At 73.2% G+C, this 18,241-nt stretch carries 17 protein-coding genes; 8 read left to right on the forward strand and 9 right to left on the reverse strand.

The genetic code is table 11. The features are described 5' to 3' along the window. Positions 1–39: 39 nt before the first annotated feature. On the reverse strand, positions 40–1,284 hold the full coding sequence (locus tag D1J63_RS30660; protein WP_125633294.1) for a glycoside hydrolase family 18 protein: 1,245 nt from the start codon (positions 1,282–1,284) through the stop codon (positions 40–42). Positions 1,285–1,652: 368 nt separating this feature from the next. Here D1J63_RS30660 and D1J63_RS30665 point away from each other — a divergent pair, with 368 nt between their 5' ends. Beyond that, positions 1,653–2,825 (forward strand): acyl-CoA dehydrogenase, encoded by a 1,173-nt coding sequence (locus D1J63_RS30665; RefSeq protein WP_125633297.1) that lies wholly within the window; start codon positions 1,653–1,655, stop codon positions 2,823–2,825. On the opposite strand, the gene D1J63_RS30670 is transcribed toward D1J63_RS30665, so the two are convergent. Beyond that, a complete protein-coding gene (locus tag D1J63_RS30670) occupies positions 2,788–3,105 on the reverse strand; it encodes a hypothetical protein (RefSeq protein ID WP_125633299.1) in 318 nt (105 codons plus the stop codon). The genes D1J63_RS30665 and D1J63_RS30670 overlap by 38 nt on opposite strands. A 163-nt stretch (positions 3,106–3,268) precedes the next feature. Then, positions 3,269–3,706 (reverse strand): hypothetical protein, encoded by a 438-nt coding sequence (locus tag D1J63_RS30675; protein WP_102927183.1) that lies wholly within the window; start codon positions 3,704–3,706, stop codon positions 3,269–3,271. 266 nt (positions 3,707–3,972) lie between these two features. On the opposite strand from D1J63_RS30675, the gene D1J63_RS30680 reads away from it, so the two are divergent. The 4 genes from D1J63_RS30680 (at position 3,973) to fxsA (ending at position 8,152) form a co-directional block, all read left to right on the forward strand. Continuing rightward, on the forward strand, positions 3,973–4,413 hold the full coding sequence (locus tag D1J63_RS30680; RefSeq protein WP_019983923.1) for an Lrp/AsnC family transcriptional regulator: 441 nt from the start codon (positions 3,973–3,975) through the stop codon (positions 4,411–4,413). Positions 4,414–4,502: 89 nt separating this feature from the next. Beyond that, positions 4,503–6,107 (forward strand): amidohydrolase, encoded by a 1,605-nt coding sequence (locus D1J63_RS30685; protein ID WP_164713049.1) that lies wholly within the window; start codon positions 4,503–4,505, stop codon positions 6,105–6,107. 524 nt (positions 6,108–6,631) lie between these two features. After that, positions 6,632–7,510: a polyprenol monophosphomannose synthase gene (locus D1J63_RS30690; protein ID WP_125633303.1), complete on the forward strand. Its 879-nt coding sequence runs from the start codon at positions 6,632–6,634 to the stop codon at positions 7,508–7,510. 66 nt (positions 7,511–7,576) lie between these two features. Continuing rightward, positions 7,577–8,152: an FxsA family membrane protein gene (gene fxsA, locus D1J63_RS30695; RefSeq protein ID WP_125633305.1), complete on the forward strand. Its 576-nt coding sequence runs from the start codon at positions 7,577–7,579 to the stop codon at positions 8,150–8,152. Between the two features lie 124 nt (positions 8,153–8,276). Here the strand turns inward: fxsA and D1J63_RS30700 are convergent, their stop codons facing one another. From D1J63_RS30700 to D1J63_RS30715, 4 genes are all read right to left on the reverse strand, one after another. Next, positions 8,277–8,651, reverse strand: coding sequence for an RNA polymerase-binding protein RbpA (locus D1J63_RS30700; protein WP_003977404.1), 375 nt, complete (start codon positions 8,649–8,651; stop codon positions 8,277–8,279). A 277-nt stretch (positions 8,652–8,928) separates the two neighbouring features. Continuing rightward, entirely contained in the window at positions 8,929–10,284 is a 1,356-nt protein-coding gene (locus D1J63_RS30705) for an MFS transporter (protein ID WP_125633307.1), read from the reverse strand. 52 nt (positions 10,285–10,336) lie between these two features. Then, a complete protein-coding gene (locus D1J63_RS30710) occupies positions 10,337–11,104 on the reverse strand; it encodes a glycerophosphodiester phosphodiesterase (protein WP_102931787.1) in 768 nt (255 codons plus the stop codon). Next, positions 11,101–11,781, reverse strand: coding sequence for a hypothetical protein (locus tag D1J63_RS30715; RefSeq protein WP_125633310.1), 681 nt, complete (start codon positions 11,779–11,781; stop codon positions 11,101–11,103). The genes D1J63_RS30710 and D1J63_RS30715 overlap by 4 nt, the downstream gene beginning before the upstream one ends. 102 nt (positions 11,782–11,883) lie before the next feature. On the opposite strand from D1J63_RS30715, the gene D1J63_RS30720 reads away from it, so the two are divergent. Continuing rightward, positions 11,884–13,383 carry a PLP-dependent aminotransferase family protein gene (locus tag D1J63_RS30720; RefSeq protein ID WP_102931789.1) on the forward strand — a complete coding sequence of 500 codons (1,500 nt, stop codon included), beginning with the start codon at positions 11,884–11,886 and terminating at the stop codon, positions 13,381–13,383. Positions 13,384–13,686: 303 nt separating this feature from the next. On the opposite strand, the gene D1J63_RS30725 is transcribed toward D1J63_RS30720, so the two are convergent. Both D1J63_RS30725 and D1J63_RS30730 read right to left on the reverse strand, forming a co-directional pair. Continuing rightward, positions 13,687–15,450 carry a hypothetical protein gene (locus D1J63_RS30725; RefSeq protein ID WP_125633312.1) on the reverse strand — a complete coding sequence of 588 codons (1,764 nt, stop codon included), beginning with the start codon at positions 15,448–15,450 and terminating at the stop codon, positions 13,687–13,689. A gap of 53 nt (positions 15,451–15,503) precedes the next feature. Continuing rightward, a complete protein-coding gene (locus D1J63_RS30730) occupies positions 15,504–15,698 on the reverse strand; it encodes a hypothetical protein (protein WP_007447353.1) in 195 nt (64 codons plus the stop codon). Between the two features lie 282 nt (positions 15,699–15,980). Here D1J63_RS30730 and D1J63_RS30735 point away from each other — a divergent pair, with 282 nt between their 5' ends. Both D1J63_RS30735 and D1J63_RS30745 read left to right on the forward strand, forming a co-directional pair. Beyond that, a complete protein-coding gene (locus D1J63_RS30735) occupies positions 15,981–16,373 on the forward strand; it encodes an ankyrin repeat domain-containing protein (protein ID WP_102931537.1) in 393 nt (130 codons plus the stop codon). Positions 16,374–16,707: 334 nt separating this feature from the next. Beyond that, on the forward strand, positions 16,708–18,126 hold the full coding sequence (locus tag D1J63_RS30745; RefSeq protein ID WP_125633314.1) for a HEAT repeat domain-containing protein: 1,419 nt from the start codon (positions 16,708–16,710) through the stop codon (positions 18,124–18,126). The last annotated feature ends 115 nt before the right edge of the window (positions 18,127–18,241 follow it).

The following is an 18,241-nucleotide window of genomic DNA, read 5'->3' on the forward strand; positions in this document are numbered from 1 at the left end:
GGTCTCCACCCCTCCGCCCCCCGTGCGTGGGCGGGTGGTTCAGTCGATCGCCCTGATCAGCTCACCGTTGGCGGTGTCGCCGCTCAGCTCCCAGAAGAACGTGCCGCCGAGGCCCTGCTCGTCCTTGTAGGCCATCTTGGTCGCGATGGTCTGCGGGGTGTCGTAACTCCACCAGTCGTCACCGCACTTGGCGTACGCGGTGCCGCCCACGGTGCCGGTCGCCGGGCAACTGGTCTTCAGTACCTTGTAGTCCTCGATGCCGTTCTCGTACGTGCCCTTCGCCGGACCGGTCGCGCTGCCGCCCGGCTCCGCCTGGGTGACGCCCGTCCAGCCGCGGCCGTAGAAGCCGAGCCCGAGCAGGAGCTTCGAGGGCGGGATGCCGAGCCCCTTGAGCTTCGCGATCGTCGCCGAGGTGTGGAAGTCCTCCTTCGGGATGCCGGAGTACGAGGTGAGCGGCGAGTGCGGGGCGGTCGGCCCGGTGGCGTCCCAGGCGCCGAAGAAGTCGTACGTCATCGGGTTGTACCAGTCGACGTACTGGGCGGCGCCCGCGTAGTCCGCCGCGTCGATCTTGCCGCCGGAGGTTGCGTCGGCCGTGATCGCCGCGGTGACCAGGTAGTCCTGGCCGAACTTGGCGCGCAGGGCGCCCATCAGCTTCGGGAAGGCCTCACGACCGCTGGTGTCGCAGGTCAGGCCGCAGGCGTTCGGGTACTCCCAGTCGATGTCGATGCCGTCGAAGACGTCGGCCCACTTGGAGTTCTCGACCAGGTCGTAGCAGGACTGGGCGAACGCCTCCGGGTTCTGCGCGGCCTGCGCGAAGCCGCCGGACCAGGTCCAGCCGCCGAAGGACCAGAGGATCTTGAGGTCGGGGTGCTTCTTCTTCAGCTTGAGCAGCTGGTTGAAGTTGCCGCGCAGCGGCTGGTCCCAGGTGTCGGCGACACCGTCGACGGACTCGGCCGCGGTGTAGGCCCGGTCGGTGGCCGCGTAGGAGTCGCCCATGGCGCACTTTCCGCCGGTGACGTTGCCGAACGAGTAGTTGATGTGGGTGAGTTTGTCGGCGGAGCCCGACGACTCGATGTTCTTGACGTGGTAGTCGCGGTCGTAGACGCCCCATTCCGTGAAGTAGCCGACGACCTTGGACCCGGCCGCGGCCTGCGCGGCGGGCGACTCGGCGGTCGCCGTGGCCGGACCGGCGCCGGCCAGCAGTCCGGCGCCCAGGGCGACGGTGCACAGGGCGGAGAACAGCGTCCGGATGGGGCGGACGCGGGGGAGGTGCGGGACGTGCATCGGGTGTCTCCTCGTGGGGGGAAGAGGGAACGCGCGCCGATTGGCATGAACGCGGTAAGGCGTTCGGTTCGTCACCGTAGGAGGACTAGACCAGTGTGGTCAATGGTGCGGACCATTCTCGACGCCGGGGAGCCGGAAATCCCGGCCCCCGGGCGCGGTCCGGGCCATTCTCCGAATTCTTCGAGTAAGCGGTCGTTAACTGGTGACTCCGTGCCTCCGATCGGGCATACTCACAGCGCACAGCCGCTGGTCAGCCGCTTCCGCGACCCGGGAGTGCGAGCATCGGCCAGGCCCGAACGACCCGGCGGAGCCGCCTCCACCCAAGGCGCACGTCCGCCGATGTGCCCGACAGGGAGGAGAGCGTCGCCATGCCCGACCGCGCCCCGCAGCAGGTGGACCGGCAACTGCCGACGGACGAGGCACGGGATCTGATCTCGCTCGTCCGCGACATCGCGCAGCGTGAGATCACCCCGAGCGCGGCCGAGGAGGAGGACGCCGGACGCTTCCCGCGCGAGGTCTTCACCCTCCTGTCCGACGCCGGCCTCCTCGGACTGCCCTACGACGCCGAGTTCGGCGGCGGCGAACAGCCCTACGAGGTCTACCTCCAGGTCCTCGAGGAGCTCGCCGCGGCCCGGCTCACCGTCGGCCTCGGCGTCAGCGTGCACACGCTCGCCTCCTACGCGCTCGCCACCTACGGCACCAAGGAGCAGCAGACCGAGCACCTGCCCGCGATGCTCGGCGGCGGCCTGCTCGGCGCCTACTGCCTCTCCGAACCCGCCTCCGGCTCCGACGCCGCCTCGCTGCGCACCAAGGCCGTGCGCGACGGCGACGACTGGGTGATCACCGGCACCAAGGCGTGGATCACGCACGGCGGCATCGCCGACTTCTACACCGTGATGGCGCGCACGGGCGAGGACGGACCGCGCGGCATCACCGCCTTCCTGGTGCCCGGCGACGCCGAGGGGCTGAGCGCCGCGGTGCCCGAGAAGAAGATGGGACTCAAGGGCTCGCCCACGGCGCAGGTCCACCTGGACGGGGTACGGGTGCCCGACGCCCGGCGCATCGGCGAGGAGGGGCAGGGCTTCGCGATCGCCCTGTCCGCGCTCGAATCCGGCCGGCTCGGCATCGCGGCCTGCGCGATCGGAGTGGCCCAGGCGGCGCTGGACGAGGCGGTGTCCTACGCGGCCGAGCGGCGGCAGTTCGGCAAGCCGATCGCCGACTTCCAGGGGCTGCGCTTCATGCTCGCCGACATGGCGACGCAGATCGAGGCCGGCCGTGCGCTGTACCTGACCGCGGCCCGGCTGCGCGATGCCGGACTCCCGTTCGCCAAGCAGGCCGCCATGGCCAAGCTGCACTGCACCGACACGGCGATGCGGGTCACCACCGACGCCGTGCAGATCCTCGGTGGGTACGGCTACACCGCCGACTTCCCGGCCGAGCGGTACATGCGCGAGGCCAAGGTGCTGCAGATCGTCGAGGGCACCAACCAGATCCAGCGGATGGTCATCGCCCGTCACCTCGCGGGTCCCGAGGAGCGGTGAGCCCGGCGGCGACGGTGAAGTCGCCGCCGACCCGAAGGTCGCCGGTGGTGAAGAAGTCACCCGTGGCGAAGAAGTCGCCGAGGCCGCGCGGGGGCTCCGCGAGCCTGACCCACTCCGGGTCGTGGCGCCCCGGCAGGGTGCGGCCGCCGTCGGCCCAGGTCCGCATCAGCTCGCGGTAGATCGGCGGGTCCGGGATCTGCGGGGCCGGGGGCACCGGTCCCGCGGGCACCGGTACGAACACGCGGCGCCGACTGCCGGTCGACGAGTACGTGGGGGTCATACCCGGGCAACGCGTCACGGTGCGGACAGGTCACCGGCGGGCGTATTCGAGCGTGAGTTCGCGGGCGTCCACCGGCATGTGCCGCTTGCCGCCCTGACCTTGACGCCCCGTCGACCGCCCCCGCGATCAGGGTCGACGGCCCCGAACGGGGCGTCCGGACGCCTCAGGCCGCTTCGCGCCGCATCGTCGGCACCCGCATCGGGCGCGAGCCCGGGCCGCCGACGTGGGAGAAGGGCTGGGTCCGCCAGTCGAGGCCCCGGGGGAGCGTCAGCAGCAGGGCGGTGTCCTGCTCGTGCGGCTGGAACGACTCGTCCGCCGGACGCGCCTCGGTGGCCCGGCGGCCGGTGCCGACGCAGACCGTGAGCCCGAACGGGTTCCACGGCGAGGCGCACAGCGCGTGCTCCGGCAGCGTCTCCTCGTCCGCCAGCAGGGCGATGGGCTGCGCGCAGTCCGGGCAGATCACCCGGTACATCTCGAAGGTGTCGTAGGCGTCGACTTCCTCGTCGTCGAAGGCGTCCGGTTCGACGCCCTCCGATACGAGCTCGACGACCGGCTGCTGCCGCTTGGACGTGGTACGACCAGGGCGCTTAAGACTCTGCATGGGATCTCCCCCTCGGGCTGGGCCGTGACGGCACTGCGGCCTCGACCACAGCAAGCACTTCCCGTCCCCCCTCCGGGGTAATCACGAGAACATTACGGAGAACGTTCAACCAGTGTGGTCTTCGTCACATGCCGCTCGCAGATGCCCCCTGCGGCGGGTTTGTCCCCGCTCGGCTCCCGCCCGGCGCCCCGTCAGATCACGAACGGGGCATGACCTGGGCTGCTCGGCTATCCGAGGAGATCAACGGCACTGTAGGTTCTTGCGCCATGGAGGAGCTGGACCGACAGATCGTGCAGCTGCTCGTCAAGGACGGGCGGATGAGCTACACAGACCTGGGCAAGGCCACGGGCCTGTCCACGTCGGCCGTGCACCAGCGGGTGCGCCGGCTGGAGCAGCGTGGCGTCATCCGCGGTTACGCCGCGGTCGTCGACCCGGAGGCCGTCGGGCTGCCGATGACCGCCTTCATCTCGGTGAAACCGTTCGACCCCAGCGCCCCCGACGACATCGCGGACCGCCTCGCCGGCGTCCCCGAGATCGAGGCCTGCCACAGCGTCGCGGGCGACGAGAACTACATCCTCAAGGTCCGGGTGGCCACCCCGCACGAGCTGGAGGAACTGCTCGCGCGCGTCCGCTCCCTCGCCGGTGTCTCCACCCGCACCACCGTCGTCCTCTCGACCCCCTACGAGTCCCGGCCGCCGCGGATCTGACCGGTGCCGCGCGACGGCGCCGGGCACCGTCCGGCGCCCACGCCGCCCCGACTGCCGGGCGGCGCCCGTGAGGGGCGAGACTGGTGTCCATGAGTGAGTCCACCACCCCGTCCTCGACCGTCCTGCTGCGCCGCGGCGAGGTCCACAGTCCCGCCGACCCCTTCGCCACGGCCATGGTCGTCGAACGCGGCCAGGTCGCCTGGGTCGGCTCGGAGGGCGCCGCGGACGCCTTCGCGGACGGGGTCGACGAGGTGATCGACCTGGACGGCGCCCTCGTCACCCCGGCATTCACCGACGCACACGTGCACACCACCGCCACCGGCCTCGCGCTCACCGGCCTGGACCTGTCCGGCGCCCCGACCCGCGAGGCGGCCCTCGCCCTCGTACGGGACTTCGCCGCCGCCCGCCCGGACGACCGGGTGCTCCTCGGCCACGGCTGGGACGCCGCCCGCTGGCCCGACGGGCAGCCCCCGACGCGCGCCGAACTGGACGCGGCCACCGGCGGCCGCCCCCTCTACCTCAGCCGTATCGACGTCCACTCGGCCGTCGTCACCACCGCCCTGCTCGACCTGGCGCCCGGTGACCTCGCCCGCGGTGACGGCCCGCTCACCGGCGACGCCCACCACGCCGTGCGCGCCGCCGCCCTCGGGGCCGTCACCCCGGCCCAGCGTGCCGGGGCCCAGCGCGCCGCCCTCGCGTACGCCGCCTCCCTCGGCATCGGAACCGTTCACGAATGCGCAGGCCCGGAGATCTCCTCCGAGGACGACCTCACCGGCCTGCTGCGCCTGTCCGCCGAGGAACTTGGGCCGCGGGTCATCGGCTACTGGGCCGAGCAGGACGTAGACAAGGCGCGCGAGCTGGGCGCCGTCGGTGCCGCCGGCGACCTCTTCGTCGACGGCTCCCTCGGCTCGCACACCGCCTGCCTGCACCAGCCCTACGCCGACGCCGGACACACCGGCACCGCCCACCTGGACGCCGCCGCCGTCGCCGCGCACGTCGTCGCCTGCACCGAGGCGGGTCTCCAGGCGGGCTTCCACGCCATCGGGGACGCCGCCGTGACCGCCGTCGTGGAGGGGGTGCGCGCCGCCGCCGACAAGGTGGGCCTCGCCCGCGTCCGCGCCGCCCGCCACCGGATCGAGCACGCCGAGATGCTCACCCCGGAGACCGTCGCGGCCTTCGCCGAACTGGGCCTGACCGCCTCCGTCCAGCCCGCCTTCGACGCGCTCTGGGGCGGCGAGGACGGCATGTACGCCCAGCGCCTGGGCGCCGAGCGGGCCCGCACGCTCAACCCCTACGCGGCCCTGCTGCGCGCCGGCGTGCCGCTCGCCTTCGGCTCCGACAGCCCCGTCACGCCCCTCGACCCGTGGGGCACCGTCCGGGCCGCCGCCTTCCACCGCACTCCCGAGCACCGCGTCTCCGTCCGCGCCGCGTTCACGGCGCACACGCGCGGCGGCTGGCGGGCGATCGGCCGCGACGACGCGGGCGTCCTGGTGCCCGGCGTGCCCGCGGACTACGCCGTGTGGCGTACCGGCGACCTCGTGGTCCAGGCCCCCGACGACCGGGTCGCGCGCTGGTCGACCGACCCGCGCTCGGGCACGCCCGGCCTGCCCGACCTCACCCCCGGCCGGGAGCTGCCCGTCTGTCTCCGCACCGTGGTGGGCGGCCGTACCGTCTTCGTACGGCCGGGCGAGTGATCTCCACGGCCGACGGGGCGATGATCTTCGCAGGGCCATGCCCTGCTTCGCCGCCGCGCTGACCTGCGCGTTGATGGAAAAGGCGCAGGTCGAGCGACTGTTGACAGGCGGCGGCGGGGGGCCGGTAGGTTCGGCGGAGTCCACCACCGGACGCCCGACCGGGGAATCTTCCGCAGACGCGTCGCGGCGCCGCTGAGTCAGGGACGGTGTGCCGCACCGGCGCACCGCCACTGGGAGCCAGGCTCAGTGCCCGCACCGTGACGAGGGAACGTTCCGGCCGGTCGGGAGGTGTGACCCGGGTGGGGCCCGGGCGCTCAGTAGACAACGACCCAGGTCGACCCGCAGCCGGCGGGTCCCGGGCCGGCCCGAAGGGCGCCGGGCCCCCATCCGTCGCACAACGTCCCGAAACGGCCATCCCTACCCCGCTTTCCGGGAACCGACACCACCGTAGGACCGTCCTGTCACGTTGACGCAGGCCGCGGCGATTATGGTGGTCCTCTGCGTACGGACACGAAGGGGCAGTGGTGAACGACGGCGACGGGACGCCCGCGGCTGCGGGGCGTGAGAGGCGGTTCGGCCCGCTGGGCACAACCCTGGTGATCATTCCGACCTACAACGAGGCGGAGAACATCAAGGCGATCGTCACGCGCGTGCGCGAGGCCGTCCCCGAGGCACACGTGCTCGTGGCCGACGACAACAGCCCCGACGGCACCGGCAGGCTCGCCGACGAACTGGCGGCCGCGGACGACCACGTCCGGGTCATGCACCGCAAGGGCAAGGAAGGACTGGGCGCCGCCTACCTCGCGGGCTTCCGCTGGGGCCTGGAGCACGGCTACGGCGTGCTGATCGAGATGGACGCCGACGGCTCCCACCAGCCCGAGGAACTGCCCCGCCTGCTGACCGCCCTCAAGGGCGCCGACCTGGTGCTCGGCTCCCGCTGGGTGCCGGGCGGCCGGGTGGTGAACTGGCCCAAGTCCCGCGAGTTCATCTCGCGCGGCGGCAGCATGTACTCGCGGATCGCGCTCGACCTGCCCCTGCGCGACATCACCGGCGGCTACCGCGCCTTCCGCCGCGAGACGCTGGAAGGGCTCGGCCTCGAGGAGGTCTCCTCGCAGGGTTACTGCTTCCAGGTCGACCTCGCCCGCCGGGCGATCAAGGCCGGGTACCACGTGGTCGAGGTGCCGATCACGTTCGTCGAGCGCGAACTGGGCGACTCCAAGATGAGCCGCGACATCCTCGTCGAGGCCCTGTGGCGGGTCACCACCTGGGGCGTGGGGGAGAGGGTCGGCAAGGTCCTGGGTCGCGACAAGCGGCCCGACGCGGTGTCCGGCGGGCCGGAGACGCAGGGCGACAAGTCGACGAAGCCGGCGGAGCCGACGAAGGTGCCCGACGGCAACGCCTGACCGGTCCCTTCGACGCCCGACCGGCCCCTTATGCCGCACTGAGCCGGGGCCAGGCACACTGGGAGTATGACGACTGGCGCTCAGACCCCCAGGTCCCCCGCCCGGCCTCCGCGCTCCCGGCTGCGCACCTTCCTGCCGCTGGGCGTCGCCGCGTGGCTCGTGCTGGAGATCTGGCTGCTCGTCATGGTCGCGGGAGCGACCAGCGGCTTCGTGGTCTTCCTGCTCCTGGTCGCCGGCGTGGTCCTCGGGTCCGTGGTCATCAAGGCGGCCGGCCGCCGGGCCTTCCGCAACCTCACCGAGACGCTCAACCAGCAGCAGTCGGGCATCCCGCCCGAGACCGCCCGCCCGAACAGCGAGGGCAACGGCCTGATGATGCTGGGCGGACTGCTCCTGATCCTGCCCGGCCTGATCTCGGACGCGCTCGGCCTGCTCATGCTGCTGCCCCCGGTGCAGAAGGCCGTGAGCCGTTACGCCCAGCGGACGGTCGAGCGCAAGCTCCGTGACGCCGGCCCGGGCACCCTGGGCGACGCCTTCCGCCAGGCCCGGATGCACCGTCCGGACGGCAAGGTGGTCCAGGGCGAGGTCGTCCGGGACGACCCGGACGACTTCCCGCAGGACCCCCGCCCGCCGCTGACGCGCTGAGCCTGCGGCTCCGTCCCACGGCCCGGACCCGGCACCCGACGGACACGACAAAACCGCGGGTGCCGTACATGAAGCCCATGTACGGCACCCGCGGTTGTTCTGTTGTGTCGCCTACGGTTTCCCGCTACGCACTCTTGCGGCTGTCACGCGGATGGACCGCGATGTTCATCGCGCCGGAGCGCAGAACGGCCAGCCGCTCCTCGAGGACCTCTTCGAGCTCCTCGCGGGTGCGTCGCTCCATCAGCATGTCCCAGTGCGTACGCGCGGGCTTGGCCTTCTTCTCCTCAGGGCCGTCGCCGTCCACCAGAAGTGCCTGGGCCCCGCAGACCTTGCACTCCCACTCCGGCGGGATCTCCGCCTCGACCGAGAAGGGCATCTCGAATCGATGCCCCTTCTCGCATGCGTACTCCACGGCCTGGCGCGGGGCCAGGTCGATGCCGCGGTCCGTCTCGTAGCTGGTCACCACGAGGCGCGTGCCGCGAAGAGCTCGCTCACTCATGAATCGTGCCTCCCGGGCTTGTCGCCCACAGGACAGGTGTCGCTGTCGTCGTCATCCGGTCAACGTCCGGGCGGCGGTAAAGATTCCCGTCCCGACTCCCGATCCGGGCCCTGCGTCGCCGTCGCAGCCGCAGCCTTGCAACCAGTGCAGTACCCGCCGACGTCCGGTTTGTCACCTCTGTTGGCAGATGTGACATAGCGATTCGGCACCTTTGACGCGCAGTAACGGTACGCCTGGCAGGCCAAACGCGTACACTACAGCCCTTTCGCGCCGAGCGCTAAATCCTTTCGGGTACCGGATTGCCCGCGTCGCCGATCGCCCGCCGTACGGGCACCCGCGCGAGCAGCACGAAACCGATCACGAAGAAGGCGACCAGGGAGATGATCGCGTCGCGGTAGCTCCCGGTCAGCTGGTAGGTGAGCCCGAAGAGCAGCGGCCCGAGCCAGCTCATCCCGCGGTCACTCAGCTCGTACGCCGAGAAGTACTCGGCCTCCTTGCCCGGCGGGACCAGATGGGAGAACAGGGAGCGGGACAGTGCCTGGCTGCCGCCCAGGACGAGCCCGATCCCCGCGGCCAGCACGAAGAACCACACGGGCGCCCCGGCCGGCAGGAAGTACCCCGCGGCGAGGGTCACCGTCCAGGCGACCAGCGATCCGAGGATCGTGCGCTTGGCCCCGTACCTGCGGGCCAGCCGGCCCAGCGCCAGCGCGCCCGCCACCGCCAGCACCTGGACGAGCAGCACCGCCACGATGAGCGTCGACTGCCCGAGGCCCAGTTCTTCGGAGCCGTAGACCGAGGCCTGGGAGATCACCGTCTGGATGCCGTCGTTGTAGACGAGGTACGCGAGCAGGAACGCCAGCGTCAGCGGGCGGCGGCGCATGTCGCGGACGGTCGCCGCGAGCTGCCGGAACCCGGGCAGCGCGGCCTCCCGGGCCGCCGTGCGCCGGTCGCGCAGCCGCCGGAGCGGGATGAGGGCGAAGGCGCCCCACCACAGCCCCGCCGACGCCAGGCAGACGCGGACCGCCGCGCTCTCGCTCAGCCCGAAGGAGTCGTGGCCGGTGTAGAGGACCAGGTTGACGACCAGGACCAGGGAGCCGGCCGCGTAGCCGAAGGCCCAGCCGCGGGAGGAGACCGCGTCGCGCTCCTCGGGCGGGGCGATCTGGGGCAGGTAGGAGTTGTAGAGCATCATCGCGACCGACTGCGCCGCGTTGGCGACGACCAGCAGCAGACCGCCCAGCAGATACCGGTCGCCGTCGAGGAAGAACATGCCGGTCGTGGCCGCCGCGCCGGTGTACGCGGCGGCGGCCAGCAGCGGCTTCTTGCGGCCCGAGCGGTCGGCGGCGGCCCCCACCAGCGGCATCACCAGCACCGCGACGATCACCGACAGCGACACCGAGTACGCGAAGAACGACCCGGCGCGCACCGGTATGCCCAGCGGGTGGACGTACCCGTCCGTGTCGGCCGCGGACTCGGCGACCGAGGTGAGATAGGGCCCCAGGAACACGGTGAGCACGCTCGTGGAGTAGACGGAGCACGCCCAGTCGTAGAAGTACCAGCCGCGCTGCTCGCGCCGCCGCTCGGCCGCGCCGTCGGCCCCGTCGGCCGCGCCCGTCCGCAGGGTGTCGGTGCCCACCCGTGCCCTCGCTTCCCCGTGCACGCGCACCGTCCCCGGGGCGCGGCGGGGCTCATACCCAGACGCCGCGGTCCTCCATGACCTTGCGCAGTGTGTCGATGTGATCGGTCATGATGCCATCCACTCCCAGGTCCAGGAGCCGGTGCATCCGGTCCGGATCGTTCACCGTCCAGACGTGCACCTGCAGCCCGCGCGCGTGGGCCGCGCGCACGAAGCGGTGGTCCACCACCCGGACGCCCGACTGGGCCTCGGGGACCTGCGCGGCCACCGCCGAGCGGCGCGGAGCGGCCGGCAGGCCCCAGGAGCGCAGCCGCAGACCGAGGACGCCACGGGTGCCGTACGAGGTGGCCAGGCGCGGACCGGCCAGCCGCTGGGCGCGCACCACGCGTGCCTCGGAGAACGAGCCGACGCAGATCCGGTCCCAGGCGTCGTGCCGCCGGATCAGCTCCAGCAGGGGTCCCAGCGCGGGCTCCGCCTTCACGTCGATGTTCCAGCGCACCTCGGGGAAGGTCTCCAGGAGCTCCTCGAACAGCGGCACGGGTTCCTCGCCCGCCACGCGCGCGTGCCGCACGTTCTCCCACGGCAGGTCCGCGATCCGCCCCGCCCCGTCCGTCACCCGGTCCAGGGTCGCGTCGTGGAAGGCGACGAGCTTCCCGTCCCGCGTGGCGTGCACGTCGGTCTCGATGTACCGGTAGCCCGCCTCCACCGCGCGGCGGAACTGCCGCAGCGTGTTCTCCAGGCCGTCCGCCGCCCCGCCCCGGTGGGCGAACGCGAGCGGGCCGGGATGGTCGAGGTAGGGGTGGCGTATCGGGGTGGTCACCGACGCAGTATCGCGCGCCGGGGCGGACCGGCGGCAACCACCGTGCTGCCGTCCGGTGTCGACGGCACGGCGAACACGCGCAGGAACACCTGGGCGAGCGGGCCGATCGACACGGCGTAGAGCACGGTGCCGAGGCCGACCGTGCCGCCGAGGGCGAAGCCCGTCACCACGACGGTGATCTCGACGGCGGTCCGCACCAGCCGCACCGAGAGCCCGGTGCGCTGGTTCAGCCCCGTCATCAGGCCGTCGCGCGGGCCCGGGCCGAACCGTGCGGCGATGTACAGCCCGGTCGCCGCGCCGTTCAGGACGATGCCCGCCACCATCGCGGCGATCCGCAGCGTCCAGCCGTGGGCGTCCGGGACGACGCTCAGCGTGGCGTCCATCGCGGCGCCGATCACCAGCACGTTGGAGACAGTGCCGAGGCCCGGCCGCTGGCGCAGCGGTATCCACAGCAGCAGGACGACCGCGCCCACGATGGTCAGCACCACGCCCATCGACAGCCCGGTGTGCTCCGCCAGGCCCTGGTGCAGCACGTTCCACGGCTCGAGACCGAGCCCGGACCTGACCAGCAGTGCGGAACTCGCGCCGTACAGGACGAGACCGCCGTAGAGCTGGATCAGCCGTCGCGCGAGGTGGCCCTGCGTGGGCTGCCTGGGTCGTCTGGGTCGCCTGGTCAAGAGATGCCCCCCTGTGTGGTGGTAGTGGCCTGCCGCATGACACCCTGTGGCTTGAGAAGGAGAGTCAACCATGGCCAATTCGGGGAAGGTGGACTGATTTCCATGGCGCAGTGGACCTCGGCCGTGGGGGCGGGACAGCTGGCCCGGCTGCTCGGCTCGCAGCAGGACCGCCCGGCCGGGCCCGGCACCCGCCGCCCACCGGCCTACCGCGCGCTCGCCGACGGCATCCGGCTGCTCGTGCTGGAGGGCCGCGTCCCGGTCGCCGCCCGGCTGCCCGCCGAACGCGAACTGGCCCTCGCCCTGACCGTCAGCCGCACCACCGTTGCCGCCGCCTACGAGGCGTTGCGGGCCGAGGGCTTCCTGGAGTCCCGGCGGGGCGCGGGCAGCTGGACCGCAGTCCCGGCCGGCAACCCGCTGCCCGCGCGGGGCCTGGAGCCACTGCCGCCCGAGGCCCTCGGCTCCGTGATCGACCTGGGCTGTGCGGCGCTGCCCGCGCCCGAGCCCTGGCTCACCCGCGCGGTGCAGGGCGCCCTCGAGGAGCTGCCGCCGTACGCGCACACCCACGGCGACTACCCGGCCGGGCTGCCCGCGCTGCGCGCGATGATCGCCGAGCGCTACACCGCGCGGGGCATCCCCACCATGCCCGAGCAGATCATGGTGACCACCGGGGCGATGGGTGCGATCGACGCCATCTGCCACCTCTTCGGGGGGCGCGGCGAGCGCATCGCCGTGGAGTCCCCCTCCTACGCCAACATCCTCCAGCTGATGCGCGAGGCCGGCGCCCGGCTGGTGCCCGTCGCGATGGCCGAGGGGCTCACCGGCTGGGACGTGGACCGCTGGCGCCAGGTGCTGCGCGACGCCGCGCCCCGCATCGCCTACGTCGTCGCCGACTTCCACAACCCCACCGGCGCCCTCGCCGACGACGACCAGCGACGGCGCCTGGTGGACGCGGCCCGCTCGGCGGGGACGGTGCTCGTGGCCGACGAGACCATGAGCGAACTGTGGCTGGACGACGACGTCGAGATGCCGCGCCCCGTGTGCGCCTTCGACCCGGCCGGGTCCACCGTGATCACCGTCGGCTCGGCGAGCAAGGCCTTCTGGGCCGGCATGCGCATCGGCTGGGTCCGTGCCGCGCCCGACGTGATCCGCAGCCTGGTCGCCGCGCGGGCGTACGCCGACCTGGGCACCCCGGTGCTGGAGCAGCTCGCCGTGAACTGGCTGTTCAGCACCGGCGGCTGGGAACAGGCCGTGACGGTGCGCCGTGAACAGGCCCGGCAGAACCGGGACGAGCTGGTGGCGGCGGTACGGCGGGAGCTGCCCGGCTGGGAGTTCGAGGTGCCGCGCGGCGGGCTCACCCTCTGGGTGCGGACCGGGGGCCTGTCGGGCTCCCGGCTCGCCGAGGCGGGGGAGCGGGTGGGCGTGCGTGTCCCGTCCGGGCCGCGGTTCGGGGTGGACGGCGCGTTCGAGGGGTATGTCCGGCTGCCGTTCACGGTCGGCGGCGCCGTGGCCGAGGAGGCGGCGGTCCGACTGGCCGCGGCGGCCCGGCTGGTGGAGAACGGCGGCGTCGGCGGCGGCGAGCCACCACGGACGTTCGTGGCCTAGGACCGGTCCGGCGGAGCGGGGCGCGGGTGCGGGTGCCGAGCGCCGGCGGTGCCCGTGTGCGCCGGTGGGCGGCGCCCGGGGTGTCCAGCCGCCGGGGCCGGGGCGGCGTCGACGCGGCGCCCCGGCCCCGGGGGGGGCGACGCCGCGGACGGGTGTGCCGCACCCGCGTCGGCGGGGTGTCCCGCCGGATGCGCCCCGGCCGCCGGAGCCCTCGCGGGCGGGCGCGGTCGGGACGCGGACACCCGACGGCCGCGCGACGGGGCCGGGGCGGCGCGGTGGGTTCGCGCCGCCCCGGCCGGGGTGTCAGGAGGTCTCCGCCGCGACCGCCTCGGCGGGGACCGGCTCGACCGGCTCAACAGGCGTCGGCTCGGCCGCCGCCGGGGAGGCCGGCTCCGGGTCCGCCGCGTTCTCCTCCGGCTCGCCCGATGCCGCCGGTTCCGGGGCGTCCTTCTTCTCCATGGAGACGGCCTTGGCTTCCGTCTTCGCCCTTGCCTCCGCCTCGGCCCCCGCGTTCGCCTCCGCCTCCGGAGGAAGGGGCGCCTGCTCCCCGTCCGCCGGCGTCGTGCGCGGGGGGAGCAGATCGAGCACCGCCTGCCGGTGTGTCTCGCTCGTCGCGTCGTCGTAGGGGTCCGGGGTGGCCGGAACCTGGAGGCGGTGCACCGGTCCGGTGCCGAGGCGGGCGTATCCCCGGCCGGGCGGGACCTGGTCGACGGGTGTCGTGTGCGGGGGAGCGCCCAGCGCGGTCGTCAGCTCGTCCGCCGTGGCCGGGCCGAGCACGACACGCGCGCGCGTGTGCTGCCGTACGGCGTCGGTCAGGCCGTCCAGGGCGTCCAGCTGGTCGGCGACGACCACGGTCACGTTCGCGGCCCGGCCGTGCCGCAGCGGGATCTGGAGCAGGGTCTGCGGGTCCCGGCGGCCGTCCGCGTCGGCGAGGTGCGTGAACGCGGTCGGGCGGTCCAGGAAGACCCACAGGGGCCGCCGGGTGTCGTCCGGCGCCGCCAGACCCTGCTGTCGGGCCCGGTTGACGGAGATCAGACGCCGTTCCGTCTCCGCGGCGGCCCACTCCAGGCTGGTCAGCGCGCCGGTGAGGCCGCACTCCACGGCCAGGACACCGTCCCGGCCGACCAGGCAGGCGTACTCCCCGGTGCCGCCGCCGTCGACGATCAGCAGGTCGCCGTGGTGCAGCGCCTGGAGGGCGACCGAGCGCAGCAGGGTGGACGTGCCGGTGCCGGGCTGCCCCAGGACCAGCAGGTGGGGTTCGGTCGAGCGGATGCCGGTGCGCCAGACGACCGGCGGTACGTCCCGCTGCTCCGCGCCGTGGGTGAGCGGGAGCGTGCGCTGGACCCCGGTCGGGTCGGTGAAGCCGAGGACGGTCTCGCCGGGGGCCGTCACGAAGCGCTGGGCGGCGATGTCGGTGGGGAGCGCGGGGAGCACGTCCACCGCGAGATGGTTGGCCTCCTCGTCCCACGTGAAGCGGTACTCACGGCCCCGGCCGGCCTTCGCGGCGAGCAGGTGCTCGATCCGGGCCCGGGACTCCGCCTCGCCGTCGGTGAAGTAGGCGGGGTAGCGGATCACGAGGTGGGCGACGCGGCCGTCGCCGTCGAAGTCGTGGGCCGGGAAGGCCTTCTCCCAGCCACCGCCGTGGGCGTACAGGGGGTCGGGGTCCTCCGCGATCGCGAAGTACGGGACCAACGCCTCGTAGAGGGACTGCAGACGCAGGCTCTGGGAGTCGTCGGGCCCCTCGGGCACGGGCGGGGTGCGGTCCCTGCCCTGCCAGGCTGCCGCCGCCATCAGGACGATGACGGCGAGCAGCGGGCCGTACGGCACGAGCGCCACCACCAGGACCACCGAGGCCACCAGGAACAGGAGCGCGCCGCGCCGGTCCTTGGGGGTCTCGGCCCATCTGCGCCGCGCGGCCGCGGCCAGTCGGCGCAGACCGCGGGCGATCGTGATCAGCGGCTGGAGGACGTCGGTGGCGCTGTCGGCCGCCGTCCGGGCCAGCTCCCGGCTCCGGGCGAGCTGCGCGCCGCCGTTGCTCAGAATGCGGGGGAGGGGCCGCCGGGCCACTGCTGCCTCCTGGAGGTGCGTACGTGTGGGTGTCGGGCGGGGGAGCGGGCCGGTCAGAACTTGATGCCGCCGAGCAGACCCGCCAGGCTCTCGCCGCCCGCCTTGATGCTCGGGGCGATGGCCGTACTCGCGAGATAGAACCCGAAGAGCACGGCGACCAGCAGGTGCGAGGCCTTGAGGCCGTCCTTGCGGAAGAAGATGAAGACGACGACGCCGAGCAGGACGACGCCTGAGATCGAGAGGATCATGTGAGTTCTCCTGGTTCACGGGGACAGTCACCATGAGTACTTCCAGGCTCACAGCATGTATCCATACGATAAAAGGTGCAAATGGGGGAAATTCGCGAGAATTGCCCCAGGTGGCGGAGGGGTCCTTGATCCGCTCGGGTGCCCCACGAGCCAGTACCCTGGCGATTCACTCGCACGGCCACACCGCTCGTGGCCGTGCGCACACGTTGTCCCCGGCGTTCGTCAGCCTTCCCGACGGGCGTCACGTTCGCAGTGATTGCGCAGTGAGAGGTGGTCCGGCCGATGAGTGAAGCCCCCGACCCCGAGGTCGTGGAGCTGGCGACCAAGATCTTCGACCTGGCCCGGCAGGGGCGGACCGAGGAACTGGTGGCTTACGTGGACGCCGGTGTCCCGGCCGACCTCACCAACGACCGCGGCGACTCCCTCGTCATGCTCGCCGCCTACCACGGCCACGCCGACGCGGTGCGTGCGCTGCTCGCCCGTGGCGCCGACGCCGACCGGGTCAACGACCGGGGCCAGACCCCACTCGCGGGCGCCGCCTTCAAGGGTGAGACGGAAGTGACCAAGGCGCTTCTGGAGGCCGGCGCGGACCCGGCGGCGGGCACTCCGTCGGCCGTCGACACGGCGCGGATGTTCGCCCGGACGGACCTGCTGGAGCTGTTCGGCGCCCCGTGACGGGACGGTGGAGGGGACCCCGACCGGGCCCGCTCCATACTTTCTGACCAGGAAAAACACTGAAAACGGGGGAGGCGGTACAGGGCCGCCGAAATTTCGGTCGCGGCAGATGTGACCGCCGGGCCATCATGACGACGTGGTTCACGGACGTGATGGCTGGGCAGGTGTTGCCGCACCGCGCGGGCCGTGACACGGCCCGCAAGGGCCACCGACGAGAGGCAGAGGAACATGGTCTTCAGCAAGCAAGAGACGGCGGGCGCTCCGACGTGTTGGCGCACGGCCAGGTAACGCGTGCTCCCCGGTTGCGTCGACGCTTGATGTGAGGCTGTTTCCCATGTTCGATCCGGTCATAGCGCCCAGCGGTACGCTGCTCGGCCTGCTTCAGCGGGGTCGCGGCGACGGCACGCTGCACGCGCTCACCGCTCCGCGCGCCGAGGCGCTCGCGGCGCTGAACCACTGTGTGCTCCACGACCCCCGCCACGACTGGCAGGTCGAGAACCGCTCCCTCTACTACGCCCGCCTCTACCTCGACCTGAACGGCGAGCTGGACGCGGTCGAGGCCCACCTCTTCGACCCCGAGGACGTCCTGGACGCCGACGAGTCGCGCACCGGGCTGGCCCTCGCGGTCCTCGGCCACCTCGCCTCCTACGGCAGGCTGGACGCGCTCCAGCTGCTGCGCCGGTACGCCGCCCACGGCGTCAACTGGGCGTGGGCCCTGGACGAGCTGGCGCTGCGCGACGACGACGCCGGTCTGCGCGCCCTCGCCGCGCCCGTGCTGGCCCGCTTCCCGCACGATGCCGAGGGCGAGGCCGAGCTGGCCGCCGCGGTGCGGGACGCCTTCGAACCCCGGCCCTGGCGGCTGTGGGCCGACGATCCCCGCGAATCGATCGCCACGCGCGTGCGTGCCGCCCAGGAGACGGGCTGTTTCGATCGCTGGCAGCGCCAGATGAACTCCACCGGCCCGCGTCCCGGCTGGAGCGTGCGTGCCGTGTTCGAGTGGGCCGAGCAGGGCGTCGAGCGCGGCACCCCGCTCCATGTTCCGGCCGCCCGCTGTCTCACGGCCGTCGCCGGTCCCGAGGACCGTCCCGAGATCGTCGAGGCCGCGCGGTCCGGCACCGAGGGCGCCCGCTGCACCGCCCTGCGCTATCTCGCCGACGGCAACGACCCGGACGTCGTCGACCTGATCGAGGGCGCGGTGGCCACCGGCTCCGCCCCGGTCGTGGAGGCCGCCGTCGCCGCCTACGAGCGTATGCGCAGCCTCGCCGCCGTCGACCGGGCCCGCGGCTGGGTGCACCGCCCCGATGCCCTGGGCGCCGCCGCCGGACGCGTGCTGGCCTGCCGGGGCGCCGCCCAGGACCGCGATCTCGTCCTCGCCGCGCTGCGGGAGGCGGTGCGCGGTGAAGGCCCCGACGCGCCGACCCTGTGGACCCTGGTCGACGGCGCCGGACGGCTCGGCATCGCCTGCGCCGCCCCCGTACTGCGCCACGTCTACCGCGAGACCGCCTCGTCCCACCTGCGTGGCCGGGCCGCCCGCGCGCTGGCCGCCACCGATCCGTCCTTCGCGGCGGGCTTCGCCGTCGAGTGCCTGTGGGACTGCGAGGAGACCACCCGCGAAGTCGCCGCCCGCCATGCCGAGACCGGCGACACCCGCGTCGTCGAACGACTCCGCAGACTCGCCGCCGACCCGGCCGAGGAGGACGAGGTCCAGACGGCGGTACGCAGCCGCTTCGGACCGGACGCGCCTGCCGTGTGAGCGCCGTGAGGCGCGGGGCACCGGTGGCGGGCCACCGCCACCGAGGCGGCCCCGGGCCCCGGTGTCCCGCGGCGGGTACGCCGCCGACGCGTGGCCGCCGGGCAGGTGCTCCGGG

This window comes from Streptomyces sp. KPB2 (assembly GCF_003950055.1).
Classification (GTDB): Bacteria; Actinomycetota; Actinomycetes; order Streptomycetales; family Streptomycetaceae; genus Streptomyces; species Streptomyces salinarius.

What these genes read in the sequence shown, in the direction of transcription:
- D1J63_RS30660 (WP_125633294.1), bottom strand. Translation starts at nt 1,284, where the DNA reads ATGCACGTCCCGCACCTCCCCCGCGTCCGCCCCATCCGGACGCTGTTC.
- D1J63_RS30665 (WP_125633297.1), top strand. Translation starts at nt 1,653, where the DNA reads ATGCCCGACCGCGCCCCGCAGCAGGTGGACCGGCAACTGCCGACGGAC.
- D1J63_RS30670 (WP_125633299.1), bottom strand. Translation starts at nt 3,105, where the DNA reads ATGACCCCCACGTACTCGTCGACCGGCAGTCGGCGCCGCGTGTTCGTA.
- D1J63_RS30675 (WP_102927183.1), bottom strand. Translation starts at nt 3,706, where the DNA reads ATGCAGAGTCTTAAGCGCCCTGGTCGTACCACGTCCAAGCGGCAGCAG.
- D1J63_RS30680 (WP_019983923.1), top strand. Translation starts at nt 3,973, where the DNA reads ATGGAGGAGCTGGACCGACAGATCGTGCAGCTGCTCGTCAAGGACGGG.
- D1J63_RS30685 (WP_164713049.1), top strand. Translation starts at nt 4,503, where the DNA reads ATGAGTGAGTCCACCACCCCGTCCTCGACCGTCCTGCTGCGCCGCGGC.
- fxsA (WP_125633305.1), top strand. Translation starts at nt 7,577, where the DNA reads ATGACGACTGGCGCTCAGACCCCCAGGTCCCCCGCCCGGCCTCCGCGC.
- D1J63_RS30700 (WP_003977404.1), bottom strand. Translation starts at nt 8,651, where the DNA reads ATGAGTGAGCGAGCTCTTCGCGGCACGCGCCTCGTGGTGACCAGCTAC.
- D1J63_RS30720 (WP_102931789.1), top strand. Translation starts at nt 11,884, where the DNA reads ATGGCGCAGTGGACCTCGGCCGTGGGGGCGGGACAGCTGGCCCGGCTG.
- D1J63_RS30730 (WP_007447353.1), bottom strand. Translation starts at nt 15,698, where the DNA reads ATGATCCTCTCGATCTCAGGCGTCGTCCTGCTCGGCGTCGTCGTCTTC.
- D1J63_RS30735 (WP_102931537.1), top strand. Translation starts at nt 15,981, where the DNA reads ATGAGTGAAGCCCCCGACCCCGAGGTCGTGGAGCTGGCGACCAAGATC.
- D1J63_RS30745 (WP_125633314.1), top strand. Translation starts at nt 16,708, where the DNA reads ATGTTCGATCCGGTCATAGCGCCCAGCGGTACGCTGCTCGGCCTGCTT.